This window comes from Dictyobacter aurantiacus, assembly GCF_003967515.1.
GTDB classification, from domain to species: Bacteria; Chloroflexota; Ktedonobacteria; order Ktedonobacterales; family Ktedonobacteraceae; genus Dictyobacter; species Dictyobacter aurantiacus.
The window spans coordinates 6110594-6133338 of sequence record NZ_BIFQ01000001.1; the positions used below are offsets into that span (position 1 = coordinate 6110594).

The window sequence follows — 22745 nt, forward strand, 5'->3', positions numbered from 1 at the left end:
GCAATGAGAGTCTGACTGGATTGCTACTTTCCTTCTCTCACCGAAAATTAACTTGCCCTGAGTGAATACTCTTCCTTTTGCTACACCTTATACACGCATGATATACTGATGAGATCCCAGATGAACTCATGATAGGTAGAAGAGGCAATAGAAATGTTTGACCGTGCTTTCATTGCGAACCCCTACCCGCAGTATTATGAATGGCTGAAACATGGGCGTGTGGTCTGGTCGCCGGATTTCTTTGGTGGGGCATGGGTGCTGCCTCATTACAAAGATAATACTGAACTCCTGCGTGATAGTGAGCGATTGACCACGGAGAAGGCCGGTGGCCTGGTTGCGCAGTTTCCGCCTGAGTATCATGCTGAACTACGTAGCCTGGATGAATACCTGGCCCGTTGGTTAGCCTTCATTGATCCTCCGAAGCACTTGCGTATTCGCCGCCTCTTGCAAAAGGGCTTCACTTCCGAAGTGCTCAATAGTTTTCGGCCTCGTGTACAGGAAATTGTCGATAATCTACTCGCTCAGGGTATGGTTGAGGGACGGCTCGACATGATGAGCGATTTCGCCTATTTACTGCCAGTGCGGGTTGTCTGTGCCATGTTGGGTATACCAGACAAAGATCACATGCTGTTTGTGCGTTGGATGGACGAACTTGCCATGTTTTTGGGTAACGCTTCATCGACAGTGGAGGCGGCGCGGCATGCCAAAGATGCTCTTGAGAAACTGACCACTTATTTTCGTGAGCTACTGCCAGAGAGACGTAGACACGCGGGCCGGGATTTGATTTCTCTTCTGGTGGCGGCTGAGGAAGAGGGTGATGTGCTAAGCGAGGATGAGTTGTATGCCCAGTGCGTCTTCTTTCTGTTCGCGGGACATGAAACAACCAGTAATTTGATTGGCAATGGCATGCTCTGTTTATTCCGCCATCCCGATCAACTGGCACTTTTGCGTGGCCAACCCTCGCTGGTGGTGGGTTTTATTGAAGAAACGCTGCGCTATGAGAGCCCTATGCAGTATACCTTCCGTATGGCCCGACGCGATTTTGATCTGTTCGGTCAATCTGTCAAGAAGGGACAGGTGCTCGTGTTTCTATTTGGCGCAGCTAATCGTGATCCTGATGTTTTTGAAGCGTCGAATATGTTTGATATTACGCGCAAGAAAAATGCACATCTAACCTTCGGTTACGGCTTACATCATTGTATTGGTGCCGCAACCGCACGCCTGGAGGCCGATATTGCATTCTCTACGCTGCTTCTGCGCACGCACAATATGCAATTGCTGATCGATGAGCCACAATGGCGTGACGTTTTCCGATTTCGCGGCTTACGGTCCTTACCTGTACAATTTGAAGTGAAATGAGAAGAAAGGTTGGCAACGATGGCATACATAACCACCAATGACAGTATACAGCTACATTATACCCTCAAGGGCTCGGGAACGAAAACGCTCGTACTGGTTCACGGTTGGCAGGTGAGTAGTGCTGTTTGGAATTTAGTGGCTGATGAGCTAAGCAGGAAATATCAGCTCATTATCGTTGATTTACGTGGTGCTGGTGCATCGAATGCTGCTCCTGGCCCCTATACGGTTGAACAGCATAGCGAAGACCTCTTTAACCTGGTGCAAAGCCTTGAGTTAAAGAATTTTGTGCTGGTAGGTCACTCGATGGGGGGAGCAATCGCCCAACGCTTTGCCGCAGACCACTGCGAATTGCTGGCGGGATTGATTGTGATTGCGTCCGTTCCCGCCAGTGGACTGGAACTCCCTGCTGATTTTCAAGCTTTTTTCCGCAGTGCGGCAGGCAATCGTAGTCAGACCGAGGCTCTATGGAAGGTCTTTATTGCGAATCCTCTGGCAGCAGAAACGTTTACGATGTTGCTTGACTCAAGCATGACCGTCAAACCGGAAGCTTGCCTGGAGAGTTTTGACTCCTGGCGACAACTGAATTTCGCGGATGAAGTAAAGCGTATTATGACACCAACATTGGTAATCGCGCCTGAGGCTGATAATCCTATGACACCGGACTTCTTACGCGAGAAGATCGTGGCGCTGATTCCCAATAGTCGCTTAACGGTTATTGAGAAAACTTCTCATTATGCTCAGTTAGAGCAACCACAAGAGCTCGTGAAGTTGATTACGCACTTTGTGGATGAGCTTTGTAGTTTGTAAGCTAAAAGCGGCTCATCCTTTTCCTGCTGGAGATCGACGCTGTAAAGGGAGTGATAGCAGGGGACCGAGCGTGTGTTCCCCGCGTGGTGGATGCTCACCGACTGTGACGGCCAGGTGGCAGATACATCACCGGAGCCTGGCGCGCATTGTGAAGAGCGATCGCTTGCCACAACTGGAGATTGTCGTTGTCTGTCTATCTGTCTCCCTGGTCGTTGTGTGTTTTGGTTGCCAACTCGCGGCAGTGGTGTAACCGTTGTCTAGAACTTAGACAAATGCAGACAAGTCACATTTGCTGTCTAGTTCCTGCTTCATCCAGGGAAGTTTCACTTGATATTGCTACCAAGCCAGAGCTGCCCTGTCCACAGGCATACAATCCCGTGCAACTCACGGTACTCCATGCTCAAGCTAGGTTTGCCAGATTATAGGCAGCGTTGAGATCGCGATCAATGACGAACCCACACTCATGGCAGATAAAGATACGCTCACTCAAATCTATTTCTTCTCGAACAGCCTTACAACGTGAACACGTTTTGCTCGTGGGTTCCCATCGAGAAATAACCTTCACCTGAATACCTGATTGTTGCGCTTTATAATCCATTTGGCGCCGAAATTCAAAAAAGCCAACATCGGTAATGGCTCGTGAGAGATGTCTGTTCTTGAGCATCCCTGACACATTCAAATCTTCTAATACGATCACCGCAGGACGCTCGTTTGGTGACTTGGTTTTCATCACCAATTGAGCGGTTGCTTTGTGAAGTGCATCTTTACGAATATTAGCAATATGGGCATGCAGGCGGGATGTGTTGCAAAAATAAAACTCGTCAGATATGATGGATGAAAAGATGAGAAGAGAAGTGTGATGACAACGCAAGCCCCGTTCAAATGGCGTCATTTTGAAGCCGAGATCATTTTGCTGTGCGTTCGCTGGTATCTGCGCTACCCATTGAGTTATCGAGATCTGGAGGAAATCATGCAAGAGCGGGGTCTGCGCGTCGATCATACGACGATTTACCGTTGGGTACAGCGCTACGCGCCAGAGTTGGAGAAACGCTGTCGCCCTCATCTCAAAAGGACGACCGACTCGTGGCGCGTCGATGAAACCTACCTGAAGGTCAAGGGAGTATGGATGTACCTATATCGAGCAGTGGATTCGCAGGGGAACACGCTGGAGTTCTTGCTCAGTCCCACCTGCGACGCTGAAGCAGCCAAACGCTTTTTCTACAAAACACTTGCCTCCTCTCACACGGTCTCCCCTCGTGCGATCACTGTGGACAAGAACGCTGCGTATCCCAAAGCCTTCCATGAGATGCAAGCAACTGGTGCTGTTACTGCGCCTTGTGAATTGCGGCAGCGCAAGTATCTCAACAATCTGGTCGAACAAGATCATCGTTTCATCAAACGCCTCGTCAAACCTGGGATGTTTTTTTGGTCTTTTGAGACCGCATGGAACACGTTACAGGGATACGAAGTGATGAATATGATCAGGAAAGGCCAGGTGCAAAAAGTGGACAAAGGCGATAGCCTCAGTCAAGCAGAGTTCATCGCGAGATTGTTTGGAGTGGCAGTCTACACTCAACAGAACGGGACAGTTTCGCACGCCTCCTTTGTCTCATTTCTTGCAACACAACCTGATAGCTTACGTAGCGCTACCCCGTATTAGGCATATAACTGTTGAGTTTTTTATATGTATAAATTCTCCTTTTATGAGAAAAAATTAAAATAAGATTAGAATGATTAATAATTTTCTATCTGAGGTTGACTTTTCTATCCATGCTTGTTTATACTACATAGTGTAGGTAATGCATCTAGTGGTAAAAAAACACCAGTTGTTTTTCTCTCTCAATACAATGTTTTAGTCGCATATTTTTTATTTTTTGATTTGAATGTTTCCTGAGAGGTTTATTTTTATACCTGGTCATGTAAGAGAGGATAGCGTGCCATTCACCTCTTTTATATACTACCTCTGGCCCATTCTCATCAATAGTTAAGGAGCATGACGCCCTTTCCCCCGGCCATGTAAGGATGCACTGGCTTGCTTTTGCTGTGTTTCGAAGCCACAACGGTGAACCCGCACATGCATTGTCATGTTTTCTTTGCTGTGCTTCGTTTTCACATATCATCGACATTTGTCTCTATATTTATGTACGCGCTTCTGCCGTACAGGAGGGTTTGTATGCCCAAATCACGCATGTCGCACCCGGAGGCTGAGCAGTTGCGTGCTCGCTGTGCCGCTGTGGTGCGCTTGCTCTGGCGTGGTGGCCTCTGGCTGCGCATCGCCTTAGCTGTTATCTTCACCACCCTGACTGCCCTGGCCAACCTGGCCACGCTGGCTCCTTCTGCCTATGCCGCGAGCTTGAGCAGTCTGCAGACCAACCATGCTGGTCTCGCGCAGCTGCCGGCAGAGCAGAGGGCGGTGGTTAACTCGAACCAGCCGCATCTGCTCCCCTCATCGCTGACCACCATCCACTCTGCGGATAACCGCCTGGCTGTCTTCGCCATTGGCAGCGATGCCCGCATCTACACCATCGCGCAGGTGAGCGGAACGGCGAGCAAGGGATGGAACAACCAGCAGGCCATCGGAAAGCCAGCCCCGGTCGCGCTTACAGGTACCCTGGCCGCGACACAAGATGCCGCCAAGAATGTGGTGCTGGTAGCCCTGGGGAGCGATCATCAGCTCTATAGCCTGACACAGATACAGGGGACATGGGGTGATTGGCAACTGCTTGGGAAGCCGGCCGCCGATATTGCCAGCCAGCCCGTATTAACCCTACAAAAGAACGGCGGCCTGGTCCTCTCTGTTATCGGGGTTGATCATGTCTTGTACCAAAACAAACAGAGCGCAACCGGTTCGACCTGGGGAGGCTTCACACCGATTACGCCACAAGGAACACCAGCACTGACCAGCACACCTGCGGTCACCGAGACCTCGGATGGATCCCTCGTAACCGTGGTAGTTGGAACAGACCATGCTCTCTATACCCTACGATCGGGAGCTACCAACTGGTCACAGGTTGCCGCGCCGACCGGGACTTCTTTCTCGGCTGTTCCGGTGCTGCAGTCCGATAGTCAGGGCGCCCTCACGCTACTGGTCTTGAGCGATACTGGCAAGATTTACCAGAGTACGGGAAATCTGACAACCCTGACCGCTCTTGGGCAGGCGCCCAAAGGCAGTGTCTCGCTGCAGGCTACCCTGAGCAACGATGGTACGCGCTTCCTCTTTGCGCAGGATGCGAAAGATAACGTGTTTGTCTGGCAGGGGAACGCCACCACCTGGAAGCAGCTCAATCCGACCAGCCAGAAAGTACACGGGCAGGTGACTCTGGCGTTGACGCGCGCCGGAGAGCCCGAGGTCCTGGCGCTCAATGCGCAGGATCAGATCCAGGATAGCTTCTTGCGCGTCGGATCCAGCGCCATGCATGGTGCCAGCGCGAAAATAGCAATGGCAACCAAAACGGCGACGGCACAGTCCACCACCTGGCGTCCGTTTGCCCAGTTGACGCCGGCGGTCGCCAGCACGACCAGCGCCTTAGGTCAGACCTCCTTCTATGGCTACACCAGCCATCCTATCAATAACTATGTCAAGCTACAGGTCAACGAGGGCAGCGGCAACCTGGTGCTCACCACCAACGATCTGCACATCGCGGGCACGGGTATCGATCTCTCCCTGGGGAGCATCTACAATAGCCAGAGCAACACCTGGACCACGCACGGCCAGAACTGGAGCTCGAACTTCGGCTACTCGGTGAACATTATCGATAACGCCGACGGTTCCGAGACCTATACCGATCCGACGGGCCATCCCTGGACCTTTACGCCAGGCAGTAATGGCTGGGTCTCTCCTCCCGGTATGAATGCGGACCTGGTCTGGCACGATGCGACCCAGCAGGAGACGCTCTTCTTCCACCAGAACGGGATCACCTATACCTTTACCAGCGGCTCAACCTATCTGCAGAAGATCACCGACAAGAATAATAACAGTATCACCTTCAACTACAACGCGACCGACAATCGCCTGGTCGATTCGGTGGTCGATACCCAGGGGCGCACCACCTCATTCCAGTACGAGGCCGATGGCGATGGCCAGATCACGCAGATCACCGATCCCAGCGGCCGTACCGTCACGTATGGCTACAGCGGTGCCGATCTGACCACGATCACTGACCTCAATGGGAAGGTAACCACCTTTGGCTACAATGCCAGTGAGCAGCTCACCAGCATCACCGATCCGCTGAACCACACGACCACCGTCGCCTACAATACCGGCGGGCAGGTGGCGACGATCACCGATCCCACCGCGCAGCATGGGCAGACCAGCTTTGCCTACCACGCCAGCACGGACAGCGCGTGTAGCGGCATCGTGCCCTCGGGTCAGTCGGCCCTGCCCTGTACGGTGGTCACCGATGCCAATGGGCACACGACCACGGTCGCCTACAACACGCAATTCCAGCCTGCCTACAGCAAAGATGCCCTGGGTCACATCTCATCGCAGAAGGTCGACCCTGCCACCTACAACGTTACCCAGTACGGCGATGCGCTCAATGACCTGTCCACCCTGACGTTTTCGACCGATGGCTACAATAATCTCTCGAAGAGCCAGGACCCCACGGGCGCCACCACCAGCTTTGCCTATAACACGGCTGGCACGACCCCGTACTATCCCAGTTCGTCAACTGACGCCCAGAACAACAAACGGATTATACCTATGATGGTACCGGGAATATGTTGACGGTGAACGATCATACCACCGGCAAGGGCCTGACCTATACCTATAACAGCAACGGGACGGTCAGCTCCCAGAAAGATGCCAATGGCAACACCACTACGTTCGGGTACGATAGCCATGGCAATCTGACCTCGGTTACCCCGCCGGCGCCGATGGGCAAGACGACCCTGCAGCCCGACACACTGACCAGCCGCGTCACCTGGCTGCAGGACGGCAACAGCCACAAAACCAGCTATACCTATGACAATCTGGACCGAGTACGCTCGATTACCTACGCCGATGCCTCATCGGTCAGCTACACCTACGACGACAACGGCAATATGCTGACGGAGACGGACGCCACCGGCATCACCAGCTTCCAGTATGACGAGCTCAATCGCCTGACCCAGAAGACCCTGCCAAACGCCACCAAAGTGATCTCGGGCTACGACAAGGTGGGCAACCTGACCAGCCTCAACGATGGGACGGGCACGACCACCTATAGCTATGATGCCGCCAATCGCATGACCAGCCTGAAGGATCCGGGCAGCGCGACCAGCAACTATGGCTATGACAACGCCAATCGCCGCACCTGCATCATCTATCCCAACCAGATCGGCATGCTGCTGTCCTACGATGCCGCGGGTCGCGAGACCAACAACGTCGGGGGCAAGATGAACGGGCTCACCTGTAGCAGCTCATCGCAGGTCAGTACGCCGCTGACCGGCTACAGCTATACCTACACGAACTCCCAGAATGCCCAGACGGAGCTGATGCAAACGATAACGGTTCATAGCGTCAACAACTACAGTTCTTCGGTCACGGCGACCCGGAGCTATGACAGTAAGAATCAGTTGATCGACGTGCAGAACCCGAACCAGCATTGGACGCTGAGCTACGATGCCAACGGCAACAATCTGACGCGTACCTACGCTGGTGCCTCGACCTTCGATGCCACCATGAGCTATAACGCCGACAACGAACTGACCTCGGGCAGTTCCACCGGCAGCAACAGCGGGTCGGCGACCTATAGCTATGATGGCAACGGCAACCTGACCTCGGTCACCAACGGCAGTAGCGGTTCTGGACCCTTGACCCACGCCCAGACGCACACCTACAACGCCGCCAACCAGGACATCAGCGGGAGTGGGACGGCTTCGGGCACCTCGACCAACTACACCTACGGTTACAGTGGCAGCGACCAGACCGATCGGGTCACCAACACCGGCAACACCGCTGTCTACAGTGGTCTGGGACTGAGCAGCGAAACGGTGGGGACCACAAACTACGAGTACGTGCGCTGCAGCTGCGGCCTGCTCAATAGCGAGCGCACCTCAGCCGGCAAGGTCTACTACTACCTCTTCGACGGCCAGGATTCGGTGGTGGCGATGACCGATAGCACGGGAGCCATCGTGGCCAGCTATGGCTACGACCCCTTCGGCAACTACGGCAGCAAGAGCGTGCAGAGCGGCGTATACAATCCCTGGGGTTATACGGGTGGCTACTATGATAGCAATACGGGGCTCATCAAGCTGGGCATTCGCTACTACGATGCCCATGTGGGACGTTGGACACAGGCGACGCCAAGTAGGTGGTAGTTTGCAGGAGGCGACCAAGGCCAACCCGTATGTGTATGCTGATGATGATCCGGTGAATAAGGTGGATCCGAGCGGTAAAGATGCAATTCAATGCTATCTTGAGCTTGCTAGTGTATATCTTACAGGTATTCTTGGTATAGTAGCTGGAATAGTTACTGTTCCTGAAGGCGTAGGAGTCTTTCTCGTAGTGGGAAGCTATGCCCTTGTAGTACTTGGAGGTGCAACCGTAGGAAGATCGAGTGATTGCAATGGTGTTTGGCTGCCAACTGTATCAGGTTTTGCTCAGTGGATACGAGGCGGCCCTTAATCACTACTGCGAAAAGTTATGGCATTACAATTATGGCTGCTGAGTTAGATTCCTGCTTTAGTCCTTTTTCAGCAGATATGAGTCAAATTGACTCCAAGTGTGTGTGATGGCAGAGGTTGTTTAGTATCTCAGTGCAATGTTGTTTATTAAATCAGGCCTTCTTCCAAGAAGGCCTGCCACATCCTGTAATGAATAGCCTTTGTCTAGTTTGAGCGAAAAAATCTTTTTGCAAGGTTTTTTGTAAGTATACATTTGTTGGTGATTACATGCTTTACCTTACTTTCGCAAGTACAGATTTGACTGCAATCGTTTTGAGTGTTTTACTCGCACTTTTAGGATTAGCATTTGCACTTTGTGCTTTTTTCTTGTTTTATGTCGACTATACCTCTTTGAAAAAACAAAACTTGGAAGGAAGTGGGAGAAGAAGATGGTATCAACGCTTTCAATTTATCATCTCCCTGGTAGTTCTTGGTATAGCGATATTGATACTAATACAAGTACCAATTTTTGCCGGTCTTGTTCCAAGTTCTAGAATTGACAGTTTCCTCTTTTTTCTTTTATCTGTGTGCAACTTTATCCTGTTACTCTATGGGTTATACATACGCCAAAAAGCAAAGATGAAAATTTGAGTTCCTGTCAGTGAAATTTTCCTACATCAACAGCTATAGTGACAGCGACCAGACCGATCGGGTCAGCAACAACAGCGCGATCACCGTCTACACCAGCCTGAGTCTGAGCAGCGAGCAAGCTAACAGTGGGACCACGAAGTACGTGCGTTGTAGCTGTGGCTTGCTCAACAGTGAACGCACGCCTGACGGCAAAGAGTAGGGGGTTGAGTATTAACCGTACGAAAAACCACGCTAAGCAAAAGTTGTAAATTGACGAAATAAATGACGCATGGTGAGACGAATGGGTTGTCGTAGGAAACGCTGATCCATTCCTCCTCTCGTTGCTGCTCGTGTGCCTTTGCAAGCCCTTCCCGGTGGTTCTTGCCCCCCGAAAGAACACTGGCTGTTTCGCCAACGAGTGTGAAAAAAAGACCGCCCTTTGCTGCGCGTATTGACGAGGCTTTGTTGGTCTGATTGCGTGCTTGCTTTCTCTGCTGCATGTGTTCCGTTGTGGAGGAGTCGAGTGTTTTGTGGCGCCGTGATGCTTCTCTCCTGGTTGTTTTTCCATCGCTGTCTTCCTTTCTCTGCCAGTAGGTGCTGGGCTCTGTCGGTGCGTGCCGCACGTGTGCAGACCTCGTCCAGGCAGATGAGAGCTGGGGAGAGCAGGAGATGATCTCGATCTACATCTTGGATAATATATATCTCTTTTTATAATAATTTGTATATTTACATTTTTAATATACTTTTAATAGACACTTTCTATGGTATTGCTTATAGTTCTTGGAAAGAAGCTATGAGTGTATGGTGGAGAGCGCGTGTCGTGGAGGAGGGAGGCCTCGAATGGAAGGCACTGGGGGCCCCAGAGAGCAGGCACATGGAGCAGGAGGGGATGTGGGCAGGCAGGCATGGGAGCGTTTTGTGATCATTCGTCCGCATTTATGAGGAAGGCGTGTGTCAAACGGAGATTGCCCGTGTGCATCAGCTCTCACTGCGGACGGTGCAGCGCTGGGTGCAGGCGTATCGAGAGGAAGGACTGTGGGGACTGGGAACGAAAAAGCGTGCTGATGCGGGGCAGCGGCGGGGATTGCCCAAGGAGTTGGTCTTGCTGATCGAGGGGCTGGCGTTGCAGGCGGTGCGGCGACCGCTGAGGAGTATTCATCGCATGGTGTGCCAGGTGGCTCGTGAGCAGCACTGGAAGGAGCCGAGTTATGCCCAAGTTTCACGTATCGTTGGGAGTCTTCCCAAAGATCTGGTGACCCTGGGGCAAGCGGGAGCCGAGAGGTATCGAGAGCGCTTTGATGTGGTGTATCGGCGCGAGGCGCGGCGAGCCAATGCGATCTGGCAAGCCGATCACTGCCAATTGCGCTGCTATGTGCGCAATGCGCAAGGCCGAGCGCAACTGCCGTTATTGAGCGCGATTGAGGATGATTATAGCCGCAGTATATGTGGGTATCGATTGAGTTTTGAAGCCCCCTCGTCGTCCTTGACGGCTCTGACATTGCATCAGGCGATCAATCCGAAAGAAGATGGACGTTGGCCGATGTATGGGATCCCGGAGTGTTTGTATACGGACCATGGCTCTGACTTCACGAGCAAGCATGTAGAAGCCATTGCGGTCGACCTGAAGATCGCGTTGGTTTTTTCCCAGGTTGGGCGTCCCCGTGGCCGAGGCAAGCTGGAGCGGTTTTTTCGAACGGTACGAGAGCAGGTGTTATCGACGCTGCCGGGCTATGCTCCGAAGATTGAAGGGGATCGGAGGCGGCAGCGGGAGATTGAGGCGCAAGCGCGGAGTGTGGCATGTCTGACGCTGGAAGACTTGGAGGCCATCTTTGAGCACTGGCTGTTGGACATCTATCATCAGCGCGTGCATGCCGAGACGCAGGCTACGCCCCATGCACGGTGGGTAGCTTCAGGAATCATGCCGATGCTGCCAGAGAATGAGCGGCAGGTCGAGGGGCTGTTGTTGTACCCTCGTCGTCGCAGAGTGGTGCATCAGGAGGGGATTGTGCTGCAGGGCGCCTGGTACATGCACGAGTTGCTTGCAGGCTATGTAGGCGAGGCGGTGATGATTCGCTACGATCCCAGAAATTTGGCGATGCTGTGGGTGTATGTGGGGGAGCAGGAGGAAAGCTTGTTATGTGAGGCATCGTGTGTGGAACGTGGTGGGCAAGAGGTGAGTTTGCAGGCTCTTGTGTCTGAGAGAACCAAGCGCCGCAAAGCGGTCGGCAACGCCTTACGTGAGCGCAAAGCGGTGGTGGTTCGCTATGCCTCGCCGAAGCAGCAAGCGAGGCGGGAGCTTTCGCGGGCGGCTCCGATAGTGAATGAGGTGAACGCCGGTGAGGGAGGGGCGCCCGATCAGCCAGCGGGGGATGAGAGTGGAAGTGAAGTGCGTGAGTTGAGGGATGGGGCCAAGCCTGACGGGGCCAAGCCAGCGTCGCAGATCAGGTGGTATGAAGATGAATAAGAACGAGAGAGGGTTGCAGGGGAGCCAGGGGGCTTACAGGTATAGGTTTTTTGGGGAACGTTAAGCGCTGGCCCGTTCACGAGCTCGGGCTCGGCGCTTACGCTCCTGTTTCTTCTCCCGCTTGTGTCGCTCTGAGGCGCTTGGTAGCTTTCTGGGTGGTTGCATGTCTTGCGGCCATGGCTCATCGAGCATCTGCCCCTGCAACAACGGCTCGTCATTGAGCACGGTTGCTAGCACCTGTAACCGCCCGCGTACCACACAACTCAATCGACGCACTCGCGGCTGATGGTTGGGCCTGCAGCGTTTCTTGCGCGCAATATGGCTTGCAGGCAACTCCTGCTCACTGTTTGCCGCTCGCTGCTGTTCTTCAGCGACACACCCCATGCTCACACTCATCAGTTGGGCAACTGCCATCGCCAACCACAAACGCTCCACACGCCCTGCTTGCGTCATTTTACTGTGATGCCATCCCCAGAGTCCCCGCTTGAAATCTTTGTACCCCGTTTCGACCCAGGTGCGCATGCGATACCAACACACCTCAGCCTCCTGCGGAAGCAGATCCGTCAGCACGACCCAGGGACCCTCGTAGCCTTCTTCCCAATGCACCAACACCGTCGCGTTGACCCGCGCCTGCTTGCTCGCGAAGCACTCCACACGCCCTTTCCACGATAGACCAGGTGTGGGCACCCACTGCGCGATCATCTCAAAGTCGTCTGAGCCAACTCGTCGAGCTTTACAGTTGCCGTTGATCCGTAAGAAGGGATGCCAGCCGCAGGTGCGAATCCCTTCATAGAGCCACTGGGCATAGAGTCCGCGATCAGCCATCACGATCACGAACCACTCTCCAGGCACACACCCGTGCAGATGCGCGAGTAAGCCTTCCCAATGCGGTCGCCAGGACCCTTTCTCATGCGCCCCCAACACTTTCCAGGCCACTGGAATACTACAGGAGCGAAGAACCACACAGATCGAGAGCACTGTCCAGCGTTCTCCCAGGGTGGTGGCATCAAGGGCCAGTGCCATACGGCGCGTGTGAGGTCCACAGCAGCGCACCACCCATCGCAACAGGGAAGCAAAACAGGTGGAGACCTCGATCTCCCGTCGCTTGTCACCGCATTTGTCATGTGCATCCAGATACCACTCCCGTAAACGTTGAGCTACTGCGTCCTCGGATTGACCCAGGACACACGCGAGCAGAGCACTGATCTGCGACCATCCACAAGCGCCCAGCAGCGTCATGCCAACGCTCCAGAGGACGAGCCCGTTGAGTTGCGATGAGCGAAGATGAGGAAAGGCCGTTGACACCTGGTCCGACCATTGCGATAATAAATGATGGCGATTCATGTTTTCTCCTACAAATGATGTGGAAATCGTTTTGTATTATAGCAGAAAACCATGACTCGCCAGGTTTTTTCCTCCTTCTCCAAAAACCTATACTTGAAAGGAGCCAGGGGGGACCGCCAGCCGGGCAGTCAGTGCTGCGTGTGGGAGAAGAGCACGGCTTGGAGATCCCCTTCTCCACGTTTGAGCAGACGCGGGAATATCGTCGTTTTGTGCAGGTATGTGAAGCTGCCCGTCGGTATCGGTATCTGGTGGTGTGTGTGGGAGATCGTGGGGTGGGAAAGACGTGGGCGGCGCGAGAGTATGCTCAGTGGGCAGCTTTTGAGCGGTTGTTGATGGCCCAGGGGGTGGCCTTTCCAGCGGAGTGTCCGATGCCACGAACGGCCTACTATCGCCCGAAGGCGACGTCCACGCCCAAGAGTATTGAGCAAGATCTGGCCTTGCTGCTGTGGGGCCTGCAGATGATTGCTGATCATGCGAGTGCGGTGGCGCAAGAGAGCGGGCCGATGTCAGGCATGATTCGTCCTGATGGAGTGGGTGTGGTGATGGTGGATGAAGTCGATGGCCTCTCACAGGCGGGCCTGGAGGTGCTGCGGGATGTCTTTGATCGGAGTCGCGTAGGAATGGTCTTGCTGGGCCGTTCTGGAAGTGCCGAGCGGTTGCAGAAGATGGCAGCTCTGTCATCGCGTGTGGGGGTGCTGCATGCGTTTGGGGCCCTTGGAAAACCAGAGACATGCGTTTTGCTGGAACAGCAGATTCAGCAAATGGGGTTGTCGCTCTCGGAAGGAGCAGCCGAAGCCTTTGTGCAGAAGACGGAGGGCAATTTTCAGGAGATGTACCTGGTACTCTGCCATCTGGATTATTTGCTTCTGCGTCATGGGACCTATGTGGTGACGGCTGAGGTGATAGAAGAGGCAGGAGATCGCCTGTTGACGCAAAAGAATGTGCAGCGTTTGCGCAAGAAGCGCTAGTGCGTTGTTGGCGTGGACGCGTCGTACGCAAGGATGGTGAGGAGCATGGCAAGCACGTGGTTAGAAGAGCGTTGGGAGGTGTTGCTGCCGAGGCTGGCAGCCATTGGGGTGGAGCAGGAAGAGGAGATGAAACGGATCTGTCAAGAGGAACTGGAGGTGTGGCGTCGGCGGCCAAGTTTGAAGCGAGCGATCTCGTTGCAGAAGCCGTTAAGCGAAACGCGGAACCGTATTCGGGAGGTGCTGCCACTCACGGAGGAAAATGGATGGTACAATCCCAAATCGAGTCAGAAGGAGCACCTGGCCCTCAAATACCTCAACTTTTCGACCGAGGAATGGATCCAGATGCAGATGCCCCGCGAGGAGAAGGTAGAGACGCGTCGTGAGCGTCCGCTGCCTCTTGCGCGCCCCTGGGATGTGCTGAAAAAAGTGGAGCAGTTGTTGCAAAGCCAGGCATGGCCCGAGTTGGTGGTTGGAATTGGCCTGTCTACTGGTCGAGGGATCGTTGAGATTCTGCACACGGGACATTTCACGAGGAAAAGTGCCTATAGCCTGCTTTTTGCGGCTCCAATGACCGTGTATGAAGTGCTGTGTGTGCCCTTTGAGGTGCCGACCCTGGTGCGTGTGGAGGTGGTGCTTGCGGCAGTTGATCGTGTGCGCCAGTACTTTGGGAAGCATTTTCAGGGTCTGCGACGGCGAGAAATCAGCCAGCAGTGTCGGCCCCAGATCCAGGAGGCGGCCTATAAACAGGCCTGGAGCCTGGTGCCTCTACGCCCTGAAGAGCGCAATGCCTACAAGCGCTTGGCCCATGAGGTGTATCCGCAACTGGCGGCCTGGTTATACTGCCCGACCAACGTCGACCCATTGGTCTATATGGCCACCATTGAGTATCATCGAAAGATCTTGGAAGCGACGTCTGAAGAGGAACGTCTCACTTTGGCCCTTGCTGCTGGATATCGGGAGTATGTGGTGATGGATACAAACGGTGTGGAAGACCAGCGACACGGCATTCGGCTGGGAGAGCCAGGCGTCGAAGTGCTTTCTGTATTTCAAGCAAACAAGCCAGACGAGGAGTTCCCCCCTGGCCATGTCTGGACACTGGAGGAGGTAAAGGCTGCCCTCGCGGCCGATCCGAACATGGATGATGATTGGGATGCGGAGGACCTGGAAGTCTTGCGCCTCTCGCTGTCAACGGTGATTCTCGGGAAGGATGGCACCATTGATCGGCGTCGGGGCATCAAACTGGGAGAGCCAGGTGTGAGAGTGTTAGAGGAGTTTCAACCAAGAGATGAGGAAGAAGGAGAGCGACCAGTGAAGGATGATCTGGAGACGCTTTCGCTCCCACCTCTAATGGACGAAAAGACGGCTGTGACTCGAGAGGAGGTGCAAGAGAGGAAGGAAGATGCTTCTCTCCCCCATCTTTTGGCCTGCTTTATCTATGAGGTTCAGGTCAATGTGATCGAGAATGATCCCCCAGCGGAGATTCTCGATACCCTGGCAACATTGATTGAGCATGCACCTGTGTTCGTGATGGAGCTTGTGGAAGGCCTGCGGCGCATGTCGCCGGAGGATCAGGAAGAGGACTACCCTTCTCGCCTTCCCACTTGTGTGGACGGTGACGCTGGAGAGAGGCATAAAATTCGGTCAAATTCTGCTCCGCCTCCTCAAAAGAACAGTATTCCTTAAGATACACTTCTTCCTGTTTGAGTGTTTTAAAAAAGCTTTTCGCTTTCGCATTGTCATAGGGATTGCCGACCGCCGACATGCTGATCTGCGCGCCAATGCCTTCAAGCTGCTCCACGTACGCTCGGCTGGCGTATTGCACACCTCGATCGGAATGATGGATGAGACCAGGAGCGGGTGCTGTTCGGCAAGGGCGTGCTGAAGGACACGGCGAGTGAGCTGAGTTGTCATATCCCGGGACAGGTGCCAGCCAACGCAGCGGCGGGAGTAAGCATCCAGAATACACGCCAGATCCACAAACGCATTTTGCAAACGGATGGAGGTAAAGGCGCCACCCAGGCTTGATCCGGGGCTGAAAGGAGAACATCTGCGAGCCGGTTGGGATAGACGGGAAACCCATGACACGAATCCGTGGTGATGATTACAAAACGTTTCTTCAGATGACACGACAAGGATTCTTCGCGCATCATCTGAAGCACATGCTTGTGGTTCACACCCCATCCTTGCCGATGCAATTTCCGGGTTACGCGCCGGTATCCATAGCCTGGTGTCAGCGCCGGTGTAATTACGAGCCGATTTAGAGGCGTTTTCTTTCAATGGCAGGGTGAGTTTAGCAGGCTTCTCACGTGGTATCAAGGCCGCTGCGCTTCCCCTTGACACCACGTGAGAAGCCTGCTCAGAGAATTTTTGTGCCATTGAAGCGAAAAAAATGGTTATTTCTTTCTTGTCTAAGAAAGGATTTATTTCAGCCCTAAACCGGCTCGTAATTACGTCGGCGCTAATACCTGGAAACTGCAGGATGATGTGCTCAATCCTATCTCGCAGCGCAATGGCTTCCGGATCCGTATCTAGCTGGCCCAAACGCTCGTAGTACCAACTGCGATTCACTTCGAGCAGATCACACAGCCGTTCAATTGCAGGTAGATCAAGAAGCGCTGGCGACGATGATCGGGATAAGGGAGGGAAATTTTCAACGGCAAAAGCATGTATTGATGCAAATTGAGAGGATCGTGCAGATGAACCCGCAGGCGGAGGTGGTGAGGAAGGAGGTAGTGGAGGCAGCGTGGGAGCACCTGGTCTATGGGCGAGGGTGAGAAGAGAGGGAAAAGGCAAGCAGAGGAGCCAGAAGACAGGAGAGGTATCGAGCAGGTACCTCTCCTTTTGTGTGTATGAAAGAGGAGCGCGGGAGAAGGAAAGGGGTTTGACAGGCAGGAATCTCTCCGCTATAATGCATCATATAATGCTATAGTAAATCATAGAATGTATTTAATTGCGAAGGCACGAAGGAAAGGAGTGGACGGGTATGATGAACCGACGGATCGAGCTGCGTCCAGCGGGGATGTATGTGATCCATGAGGTGGGAGTGCATCCGCTGGAGTTTGAGGGAGGCCATGGGTGGTAGGTGCAGTATCGCGATGAGCAGGGACAGCTGCGGTATGGGTATGTGGTGAAGGTGGATAGGGATGGGCGGCACCTGGAGGTGATGGATGCGATGGCGTATCCGCCTGCTCCGACGCCGTTTGGAGCCTGGAAGGAGACGATCGCGTTTGAGGCGGTTGAGATTGCCGGGAATGGGTTTGATTGTCTGGGGAAATGCCCGGTGCTGGAAGGGCTGACCAAGGAAGAATGTGGAAGATGAGTGATCTTCCGAGGGAAAGCAATGGCGCATCTCAAAGAGAGGTTTCTGGCTGATCCTGAGTGTGTGGGCGTGTACCGAAGAAAAGCACAAGAGATCGTGGATGAAAGAGTACAGATAGGCCAGCAAGTCGGAGGAGAGAAGTCCTGTCCATGTGGATGGATGAGAGGAGCATACGTCTGATGAATAGTGCATCGTATGATGAACAGAGGGAGAATCGAAAACGGAGATGGAGCGAAAGAAATTTGGGGAGCCCGTGCAGACGGCGACGGTGGTAGGAGCAGCCTATGGGATTCACCGGACGACGCTCACACAGGCGGCGAAGGCGGGCGTACTGGGCCGGAGCGCGTATCGGTCGGGAGACGCCTGGCTGATCAAGACGGATCATCCGGATTTCTGGGAGTGGCTGCGGGGGCATGAATATCATCCCCGCGTGAAAGGGTATCGCAAACAGCAGGCAGCCAAAGCGGCCCAGCAGCGTCTGCTGGAGGAAGAGGGAATGGACGTGCCACCACAGGAGGCCCATGAGATGGCTGGTAGCCCGACAGTGCATCAGGAAGCGCGGCGGGAGCCAGAGCAGAAGCAGCAAGAGGCTGTGACGAAGGAACCACCAGCGGAGGGAGATCGACGAGCTGCACCAAGCTCAGGTGGGGATGCACCGATGGATCGTGCACGTCATGGTGATCCAGTGCGTGAGCCAGATCTGGTTGTGTCGGTGGTGGAGGATGCAGTGGATGAGGCGGCAGGAGCCACAGAGGCAGGTGTGTCAGCACGTCGCCAACGGCGATTGATCGCGTATATGGATGTGCGCCGCGGGGAGGGAATGACGGACGCCGGTGAGCGTTTCACCTTCGGGGCGCAGGCCTCGTTATCGGAGGTGTTAGCGGCGGTACCGCAGTTGGGTGATACGAACCAGGTGCGTCTGTGGCTCTGTGGGGAATTGCCGACGGATACCAGTGGCTCGTATGAGGGCTGGGTGCTGGCGAGGGAACTGCGGCAGCGGTACACGACCGGTGCGCGCGGGCACTATCTCTCCGATGAGCGTCCAGAGGAAACCGTCGCTCGCTACCGACGGCGAGGCAGCGAACAGGAGCTGGAGATTCGCCACGTGTTCTCGTGGTTCGGGACCGAGTGTACGGCGACCGAAGCCTACGAAGCGATCCGCTTGCTGAGCAGGTACCTGCAGGCCACCTTTGGAGAAGAAGCGAGCGCGTACGCCACGCCAGCGCTGACATTCCAGGCGCTGTGGACACGTTTGAATCGCCTCCAGAAGCGCAGCTTTGCGCCACTGCCGGCCCCGATCCGGGAGACGATCCGGTCCCACGCGGGGCAGGGCCGGATTGAGCTGTGCACCTTGCCGGAGCTGAAGCGTCTGCCTGGCCTGTACTACTACGACGGCATCTTCATGTACAGTGCGCTGGCGTGGGGATTACCGACGGAGTTGGCGATCCATGACAGCCGCAACGAATACGCCGGGAAGGTGGCAGCACGCTACCGTATCCGCTACACGATCCCGACCGACTGGCAGCATCTGGGCCTGTTCATGACACCCCGCGATGCTATCACCGGGAACCAGAGGGATCGACACACCTGGAGTTTCCCCGGAGCAGAGTCTGCTGGCCAGACCTATGAGACGTGGGTGGACGGCTCCGAACTGGACGTGCTCTCGAGCGCCTACGCAAGTATCGAAGAGGGCTTTGCGGTCTGGCGTATCACGATCCTGGAGCGGATTGTCTTCAAGGCGGAGAAAGCCTCGACACAGAAAAAGCCATTGGACGGCCTGGTCGAAAAGCTGGCGAACCTGCGCGAGAAGGTGGAACGCGATGCTTTGGAAACCCCCGATGACGCCCGACTCTATCAGCTGGTGCGCGGTGGGATCCGTAATATTGTCCTGCATGGCATTGGCACGTTCAACCGGTCAAGCCGCAACGTGACATACATCCTTGGGATAGACGAGCCGGCCCCTGATGGATACAGCAGTCGCCGGGAGATTGACGATACGACGGTGTGGTACAGTGTGCCGGCGGCAACGGAAGGCTACAGCCAGCAGTTTGATCACCCGGAATGGGCGGCGCAGGTGTGGGCGCGTTGTCGTGCCAGAATGATCAAGGCCGCGCTGACGCTGCCACGGGAATCGATCATTGCCATCCGCACGGACGCGATCGCGCTGACCGAGGAACACCCGGACTGGAACACGAACACGAAGCGAGGCACGTTGCGGCTGAAGTGGGCGATCCGGCAGTCGGTGAACGCCCCGCATACCTACGAAGCGCTGGATCTGCTGCAGCGGCAACAAGAGAAGGAACGGGACCGGTAATGAGGGAGAAGAAACCATGGCAGAGATGACACCGGCGGCCGAGGCGATCGCGGGATTACTGGCCGGGGGCTGGACATATGCTGAAATTGGGCGCTCGTTGGGGATCAACGGTTCGAGCATCCGGCAGGCGATTCATCCCAGTCCGGGCCAGCGCCAAAAACCCCTTGCCAAATACGTCCCGGTCCTCCAGCAACTGCAAGGGACGGCGCCAGGCACCAGGCCCGCGACACTGCCAGAGCGACGCAAAACCAAGAGCGGAAACGTGGCCAGCGTGCGTAAAGGCATTCGTGAATTCAAGACAAAGCAGGGGGAGACGCAGTACGCCGCCCGCGTGAAAAAGGGGAGTGCCACGCTGCAGAAACTGCTGGATCTGGCCGCCCAGACCGGAAAAAACGTGCGCTGGGACGTGCTGTTTCAAACGATCCGTACCATCAGCGACGCCACGAAATCGGGGTGGGTAACGGGCAAACTGCCTGATGGCTGGACGGCCGCCACGCTGCTCTCACGCATCGCGCAGCCCCAACAGGGCGACAGTTGGAAACCCGGTGATGTCAGTGGTGCGCTGATAGCGTTAGCCAAGGAACAAAACGAAGGCGTTGTGTCAGCCACGGGTGGCCGGGAATTTAGCATCTTTACGATTCCGTAGCCTCGCTGGTGCGTAGACACGGTGATCTGTTGATACCCAAAAAGGAACCAGTTGGCCTTCGTTCGAGAAAGGAAGGACAGAGATGGATCAGGAGATGGCGCGCGTGCTGCAGGAGGTGGCGTTGTGGGATGCGTGCTCGCTGACGGACTGTGAAGCCGTGGCCCATGCGGTCGAGCAACGGCTGCCGTCGCTATGGGAGTTGATGGGCGTGGAGACGTATGAGGTAGGCGGCCAACGACATGCGATTGCGTTGTTTGCCTGGAGGCCGCCTTCAACATCCTCAGCAGTGACGTATGCGCTGCTTCCCGGTGGGACCGTGACACTGGGCTATGATCGCAGGGCGCCTCTTGCTCCCGATAAAGAACTGGTGCGTGACTGGTGGGACACGCGAATGCTGAGCCTGCATGGGGAACGGGTGACTTTGGATGGCGCTCTGGTGAGAGAGATTATCCCCATGGGTGAGAATGCGTTGGCGGCCGAACTGGCGGAACACCTGCTCCCACTGAGAACGGTCACCCTGGCCCCGTTTTTGCTGGAAACAATCGCGCAAGAAGCTGAGCAGGTGCTTCCCGCGCCAGTGCTCACCTACGAGCGGTATCGCTGGAAGGGGAAGGACTCCTGCTATTTCACGCGCTCCATCCATCGTGCGTTGCCACATCGTCACGTAGTGGCGTTTCTGAAACAGCAGGGATGCCGTCTGCCCAGTGCGGATGAATGGGAATATGCCTGTGCGGCCGGTGCTCGGAGTCTCTTTTATTGGGGAGATGGACCGTTTGCTTCTGGAGAAGATCGCCCCGTGGATCCACCGGCTCACAATGCGTTTGGCGTGAGGATCGTGACGGATTCGTATCGTTGGGAATATTGTCAGGATCCCAGTATGATGCGAGGAGGTGATGGAGGTGCACTGGCCTGTAGCGGTGAAGGGGTACTCGCATCATCGCTGCCGCACGCTTCTGCCTATGCGTGCCGACTGACTGATAAGCAGGTGAATAATGGGGTGTTCGGTCCCTGTTTTCGTCGTGTGTTTGATCTTCCTTTTCCTCTGGCTTGAGGAATGCTACAGCCTAGCCAGCGTTCGCCTGCTGTGCTTCCCATGCTGTGGCGATTGCTCTCTGCGAGAACGCTACAGGACGCGCATCTTGCCCCGACTGCTGCCGTACAGCACACGTCCCACCTTCCTGCCTTCCTGCCGCTTCTCAGCGCATGAGACGCCCCTTCACGGGTAAGAGGAGCGCTCTCACTGGCCCCACGTAGCCCCGTGGCTCCCTCTGTTGCTATGACGGCCCTGCCGCGCGCTCTGGCGGCTGCCTGTCTTTTGCTCCTGCTTATGGCTTCCCAGAGAGCACCTCTGCCTGTTGGTGAGACACGTTGCCCCTCCCAGATACGGCTAGCTATGCGCCTGGCTGGCAGGAATGCGCCCACTGGCCTCTGTTTAGAAAGACTCCCTGAGACGGGAGGAGGGATGGTTCTGTTGTCACAGAACCATCCTCGAGAAGATATGAGCATGGAAGCGAGAGCACGGCAAACAGTGCTGGAAGAAGAGTGATGTCATGAGAGAGACAAGGGAGAGCGATACACGATACGTTGCAAGGATTCACCCTGGCGAGAGAGACGAACGAAGAGGCAGACACGATGAAGGGGGAGCCTGGGTAGTGCTGTGGACGTGTGATTGGGAGAGAGAACGAAAGGAGTGGAGGATGACATAGATGCAGAGAGAGGGCTGGAGAGTAGGGGGAGAGATATGTGGGGATCGAGAGGAGAGTACTCCTCTCGAACACACCCCAAAATGCAAGGCGTGGAGCGGTTGGAGCACCAATCTGTTTGGATGGAATCAATGCGTCTGGTTACTGGCTGTCACGAGAAAAAAAGGGCCAGTTGGCGGCTCTCACCCATGAGAAGTGCGTGTCGCTGGAGGCATGATAAAGAAGGCATGAGGATATTTCTTCCAGGTGAGAGAGGAAGCGCGACAGCGCGGCCCTCATAGTGCGTGTGATTCAATCGGCGCGCTGAGAGACTGCTGAGAGCCTTGTGGAAAAGAGAAGGGTACTGATGGACGCAGACGGAGAAAAAAGTGCTCTCAGCGATTTTTGTGGGTGATACCCCTCGGGGGAGAGAGTAACCCCCGATGATACTTCGTATAGCACCGAAAAGAGGTGAGTAGAATGATGTGCATGGAGAGTGTAAATATGAGTATGTATAAAGTGGAATGGTGGCAAGTGATACTGCAACATGGTAAGACAATGATGGACTGCAAGATGAGCGACAGCGAATCGACCGAGCGACTGCGACAGCAGGAGAGCGCTGCCCCC

General features: G+C 54.9%; 17 protein-coding genes and 2 pseudogenes. 15 read left to right on the top strand and 4 right to left on the bottom strand.

Annotated features, from left to right (window positions below):
• The first annotated feature begins 153 nt into the window (after window positions 1-153).
• Window positions 154-1359, top strand: a complete 1206-nt coding sequence (locus tag KTT_RS24700) for a cytochrome P450 (RefSeq protein WP_126599280.1) — start codon at window positions 154-156, stop codon at window positions 1357-1359.
• A gap of 18 nt (window positions 1360-1377) precedes the next feature.
• Window positions 1378-2166: an alpha/beta fold hydrolase gene (locus tag KTT_RS24705; RefSeq protein WP_126599282.1), complete on the top strand. Its 789-nt coding sequence runs from the start codon at window positions 1378-1380 to the stop codon at window positions 2164-2166.
• Between the two features lie 400 nt (window positions 2167-2566).
• Here the strand turns inward: KTT_RS24705 and KTT_RS24710 are convergent, their stop codons facing one another.
• Window positions 2567-3058: an RNA-guided endonuclease InsQ/TnpB family protein gene (locus KTT_RS24710; RefSeq protein ID WP_126599284.1), complete on the bottom strand. Its 492-nt coding sequence runs from the start codon at window positions 3056-3058 to the stop codon at window positions 2567-2569.
• On the opposite strand from KTT_RS24710, the gene KTT_RS24715 reads away from it, so the two are divergent.
• The 6 genes from KTT_RS24715 to KTT_RS24740 all read left to right on the top strand — a co-directional run bounded on the left by KTT_RS24715 (window position 3026) and on the right by KTT_RS24740 (window position 11845).
• On the top strand, window positions 3026-3826 hold the full coding sequence (locus KTT_RS24715) for an IS6 family transposase (protein ID WP_371864887.1): 801 nt from the start codon (window positions 3026-3028) through the stop codon (window positions 3824-3826). The two genes, KTT_RS24710 and KTT_RS24715, sit on opposite strands and share 33 nt — an antisense overlap.
• Window positions 3827-4339: 513 nt before the next feature.
• On the top strand, window positions 4340-6892 hold the full coding sequence (locus tag KTT_RS24720; protein ID WP_160146111.1) for a DUF8189 domain-containing protein: 2553 nt from the start codon (window positions 4340-4342) through the stop codon (window positions 6890-6892).
• Between the two features lie 2 nt (window positions 6893-6894).
• Entirely contained in the window at window positions 6895-8466 is a 1572-nt protein-coding gene (locus KTT_RS24725) for an RHS repeat-associated core domain-containing protein (RefSeq protein ID WP_160146112.1), read from the top strand.
• A gap of 1 nt (window position 8467) precedes the next feature.
• Window positions 8468-8773, top strand: coding sequence for an RHS repeat-associated core domain-containing protein (locus tag KTT_RS24730; protein ID WP_126599290.1), 306 nt, complete (start codon window positions 8468-8470; stop codon window positions 8771-8773).
• 639 nt (window positions 8774-9412) lie between these two features.
• On the top strand, window positions 9413-9601 hold the full coding sequence (locus tag KTT_RS24735) for a hypothetical protein (RefSeq protein WP_126599292.1): 189 nt from the start codon (window positions 9413-9415) through the stop codon (window positions 9599-9601).
• 714 nt (window positions 9602-10315) lie between these two features.
• On the top strand, window positions 10316-11845 hold the full coding sequence (locus tag KTT_RS24740; protein WP_268904540.1) for a TnsB C-terminal domain-containing protein: 1530 nt from the start codon (window positions 10316-10318) through the stop codon (window positions 11843-11845).
• A gap of 60 nt (window positions 11846-11905) precedes the next feature.
• Here the strand turns inward: KTT_RS24740 and KTT_RS24745 are convergent, their stop codons facing one another.
• On the bottom strand, window positions 11906-13189 hold the full coding sequence (locus KTT_RS24745) for a hypothetical protein (RefSeq protein ID WP_126594039.1): 1284 nt from the start codon (window positions 13187-13189) through the stop codon (window positions 11906-11908).
• Between the two features lie 140 nt (window positions 13190-13329).
• On the opposite strand from KTT_RS24745, the gene KTT_RS24750 reads away from it, so the two are divergent.
• On the top strand, window positions 13330-14157 hold the full coding sequence (locus KTT_RS24750; protein WP_160145540.1) for an AAA family ATPase: 828 nt from the start codon (window positions 13330-13332) through the stop codon (window positions 14155-14157).
• 348 nt (window positions 14158-14505) lie between these two features.
• Window positions 14506-15840 carry a protelomerase family protein gene (locus tag KTT_RS24755; RefSeq protein ID WP_371864905.1) on the top strand — a complete coding sequence of 445 codons (1335 nt, stop codon included), beginning with the start codon at window positions 14506-14508 and terminating at the stop codon, window positions 15838-15840.
• On the opposite strand, the pseudogene KTT_RS37740 reads toward KTT_RS24755, so the two are convergent.
• Window positions 15818-15919, bottom strand: a pseudogene (locus KTT_RS37740) (hypothetical protein); the annotation flags it as partial. The gene KTT_RS24755 and the pseudogene KTT_RS37740 sit on opposite strands and share 23 nt — an antisense overlap.
• Window positions 15920-16014: 95 nt before the next feature.
• Here KTT_RS37740 and KTT_RS37195 point away from each other — a divergent pair.
• Window positions 16015-16182 carry a hypothetical protein gene (locus KTT_RS37195; protein WP_235845536.1) on the top strand — a complete coding sequence of 56 codons (168 nt, stop codon included), beginning with the start codon at window positions 16015-16017 and terminating at the stop codon, window positions 16180-16182.
• Window positions 16183-16277: 95 nt separating this feature from the next.
• Here the strand turns inward: KTT_RS37195 and KTT_RS37745 are convergent.
• Window positions 16278-16403: pseudogene (locus KTT_RS37745) on the bottom strand (IS3 family transposase); the annotation flags it as partial.
• A gap of 836 nt (window positions 16404-17239) precedes the next feature.
• On the opposite strand from KTT_RS37745, the gene KTT_RS24770 reads away from it, so the two are divergent.
• The 4 genes from KTT_RS24770 (at window position 17240) to KTT_RS24785 (ending at window position 21487) form a co-directional block, all read left to right on the top strand.
• Entirely contained in the window at window positions 17240-17476 is a 237-nt protein-coding gene (locus KTT_RS24770; protein ID WP_126594035.1) for a hypothetical protein, read from the top strand.
• Window positions 17477-17702: 226 nt separating this feature from the next.
• Complete coding sequence (locus KTT_RS24775; RefSeq protein WP_126594034.1) at window positions 17703-19790, top strand: hypothetical protein; 2088 nt, start codon at window positions 17703-17705, stop codon at window positions 19788-19790.
• A 16-nt stretch (window positions 19791-19806) separates the two neighbouring features.
• On the top strand, window positions 19807-20436 hold the full coding sequence (locus KTT_RS24780) for a hypothetical protein (RefSeq protein ID WP_126594033.1): 630 nt from the start codon (window positions 19807-19809) through the stop codon (window positions 20434-20436).
• Between the two features lie 82 nt (window positions 20437-20518).
• The gene (locus tag KTT_RS24785; RefSeq protein WP_126594032.1) at window positions 20519-21487 is read left to right on the top strand and encodes an SUMF1/EgtB/PvdO family nonheme iron enzyme; all 969 of its coding nucleotides are present in this window, start codon (window positions 20519-20521) and stop codon (window positions 21485-21487) included.
• The last annotated feature ends 1258 nt before the right edge of the window (window positions 21488-22745 follow it).

What these genes read in the sequence shown, in the direction of transcription:
- KTT_RS24700 (WP_126599280.1), top strand. Translation starts at nt 154, where the DNA reads ATGTTTGACCGTGCTTTCATTGCGAACCCCTACCCGCAGTATTATGAA.
- KTT_RS24705 (WP_126599282.1), top strand. Translation starts at nt 1,378, where the DNA reads ATGGCATACATAACCACCAATGACAGTATACAGCTACATTATACCCTC.
- KTT_RS24715 (WP_371864887.1), top strand. Translation starts at nt 3,026, where the DNA reads ATGACAACGCAAGCCCCGTTCAAATGGCGTCATTTTGAAGCCGAGATC.
- KTT_RS24710 (WP_126599284.1), bottom strand. Translation starts at nt 3,058, where the DNA reads ATGACGCCATTTGAACGGGGCTTGCGTTGTCATCACACTTCTCTTCTC.
- KTT_RS24720 (WP_160146111.1), top strand. Translation starts at nt 4,340, where the DNA reads ATGCCCAAATCACGCATGTCGCACCCGGAGGCTGAGCAGTTGCGTGCT.
- KTT_RS24745 (WP_126594039.1), bottom strand. Translation starts at nt 13,189, where the DNA reads ATGAATCGCCATCATTTATTATCGCAATGGTCGGACCAGGTGTCAACG.
- KTT_RS24755 (WP_371864905.1), top strand. Translation starts at nt 14,506, where the DNA reads ATGCCCCGCGAGGAGAAGGTAGAGACGCGTCGTGAGCGTCCGCTGCCT.
- KTT_RS24775 (WP_126594034.1), top strand. Translation starts at nt 17,703, where the DNA reads ATGGAGCGAAAGAAATTTGGGGAGCCCGTGCAGACGGCGACGGTGGTA.
- KTT_RS24780 (WP_126594033.1), top strand. Translation starts at nt 19,807, where the DNA reads ATGGCAGAGATGACACCGGCGGCCGAGGCGATCGCGGGATTACTGGCC.
- KTT_RS24785 (WP_126594032.1), top strand. Translation starts at nt 20,519, where the DNA reads ATGGATCAGGAGATGGCGCGCGTGCTGCAGGAGGTGGCGTTGTGGGAT.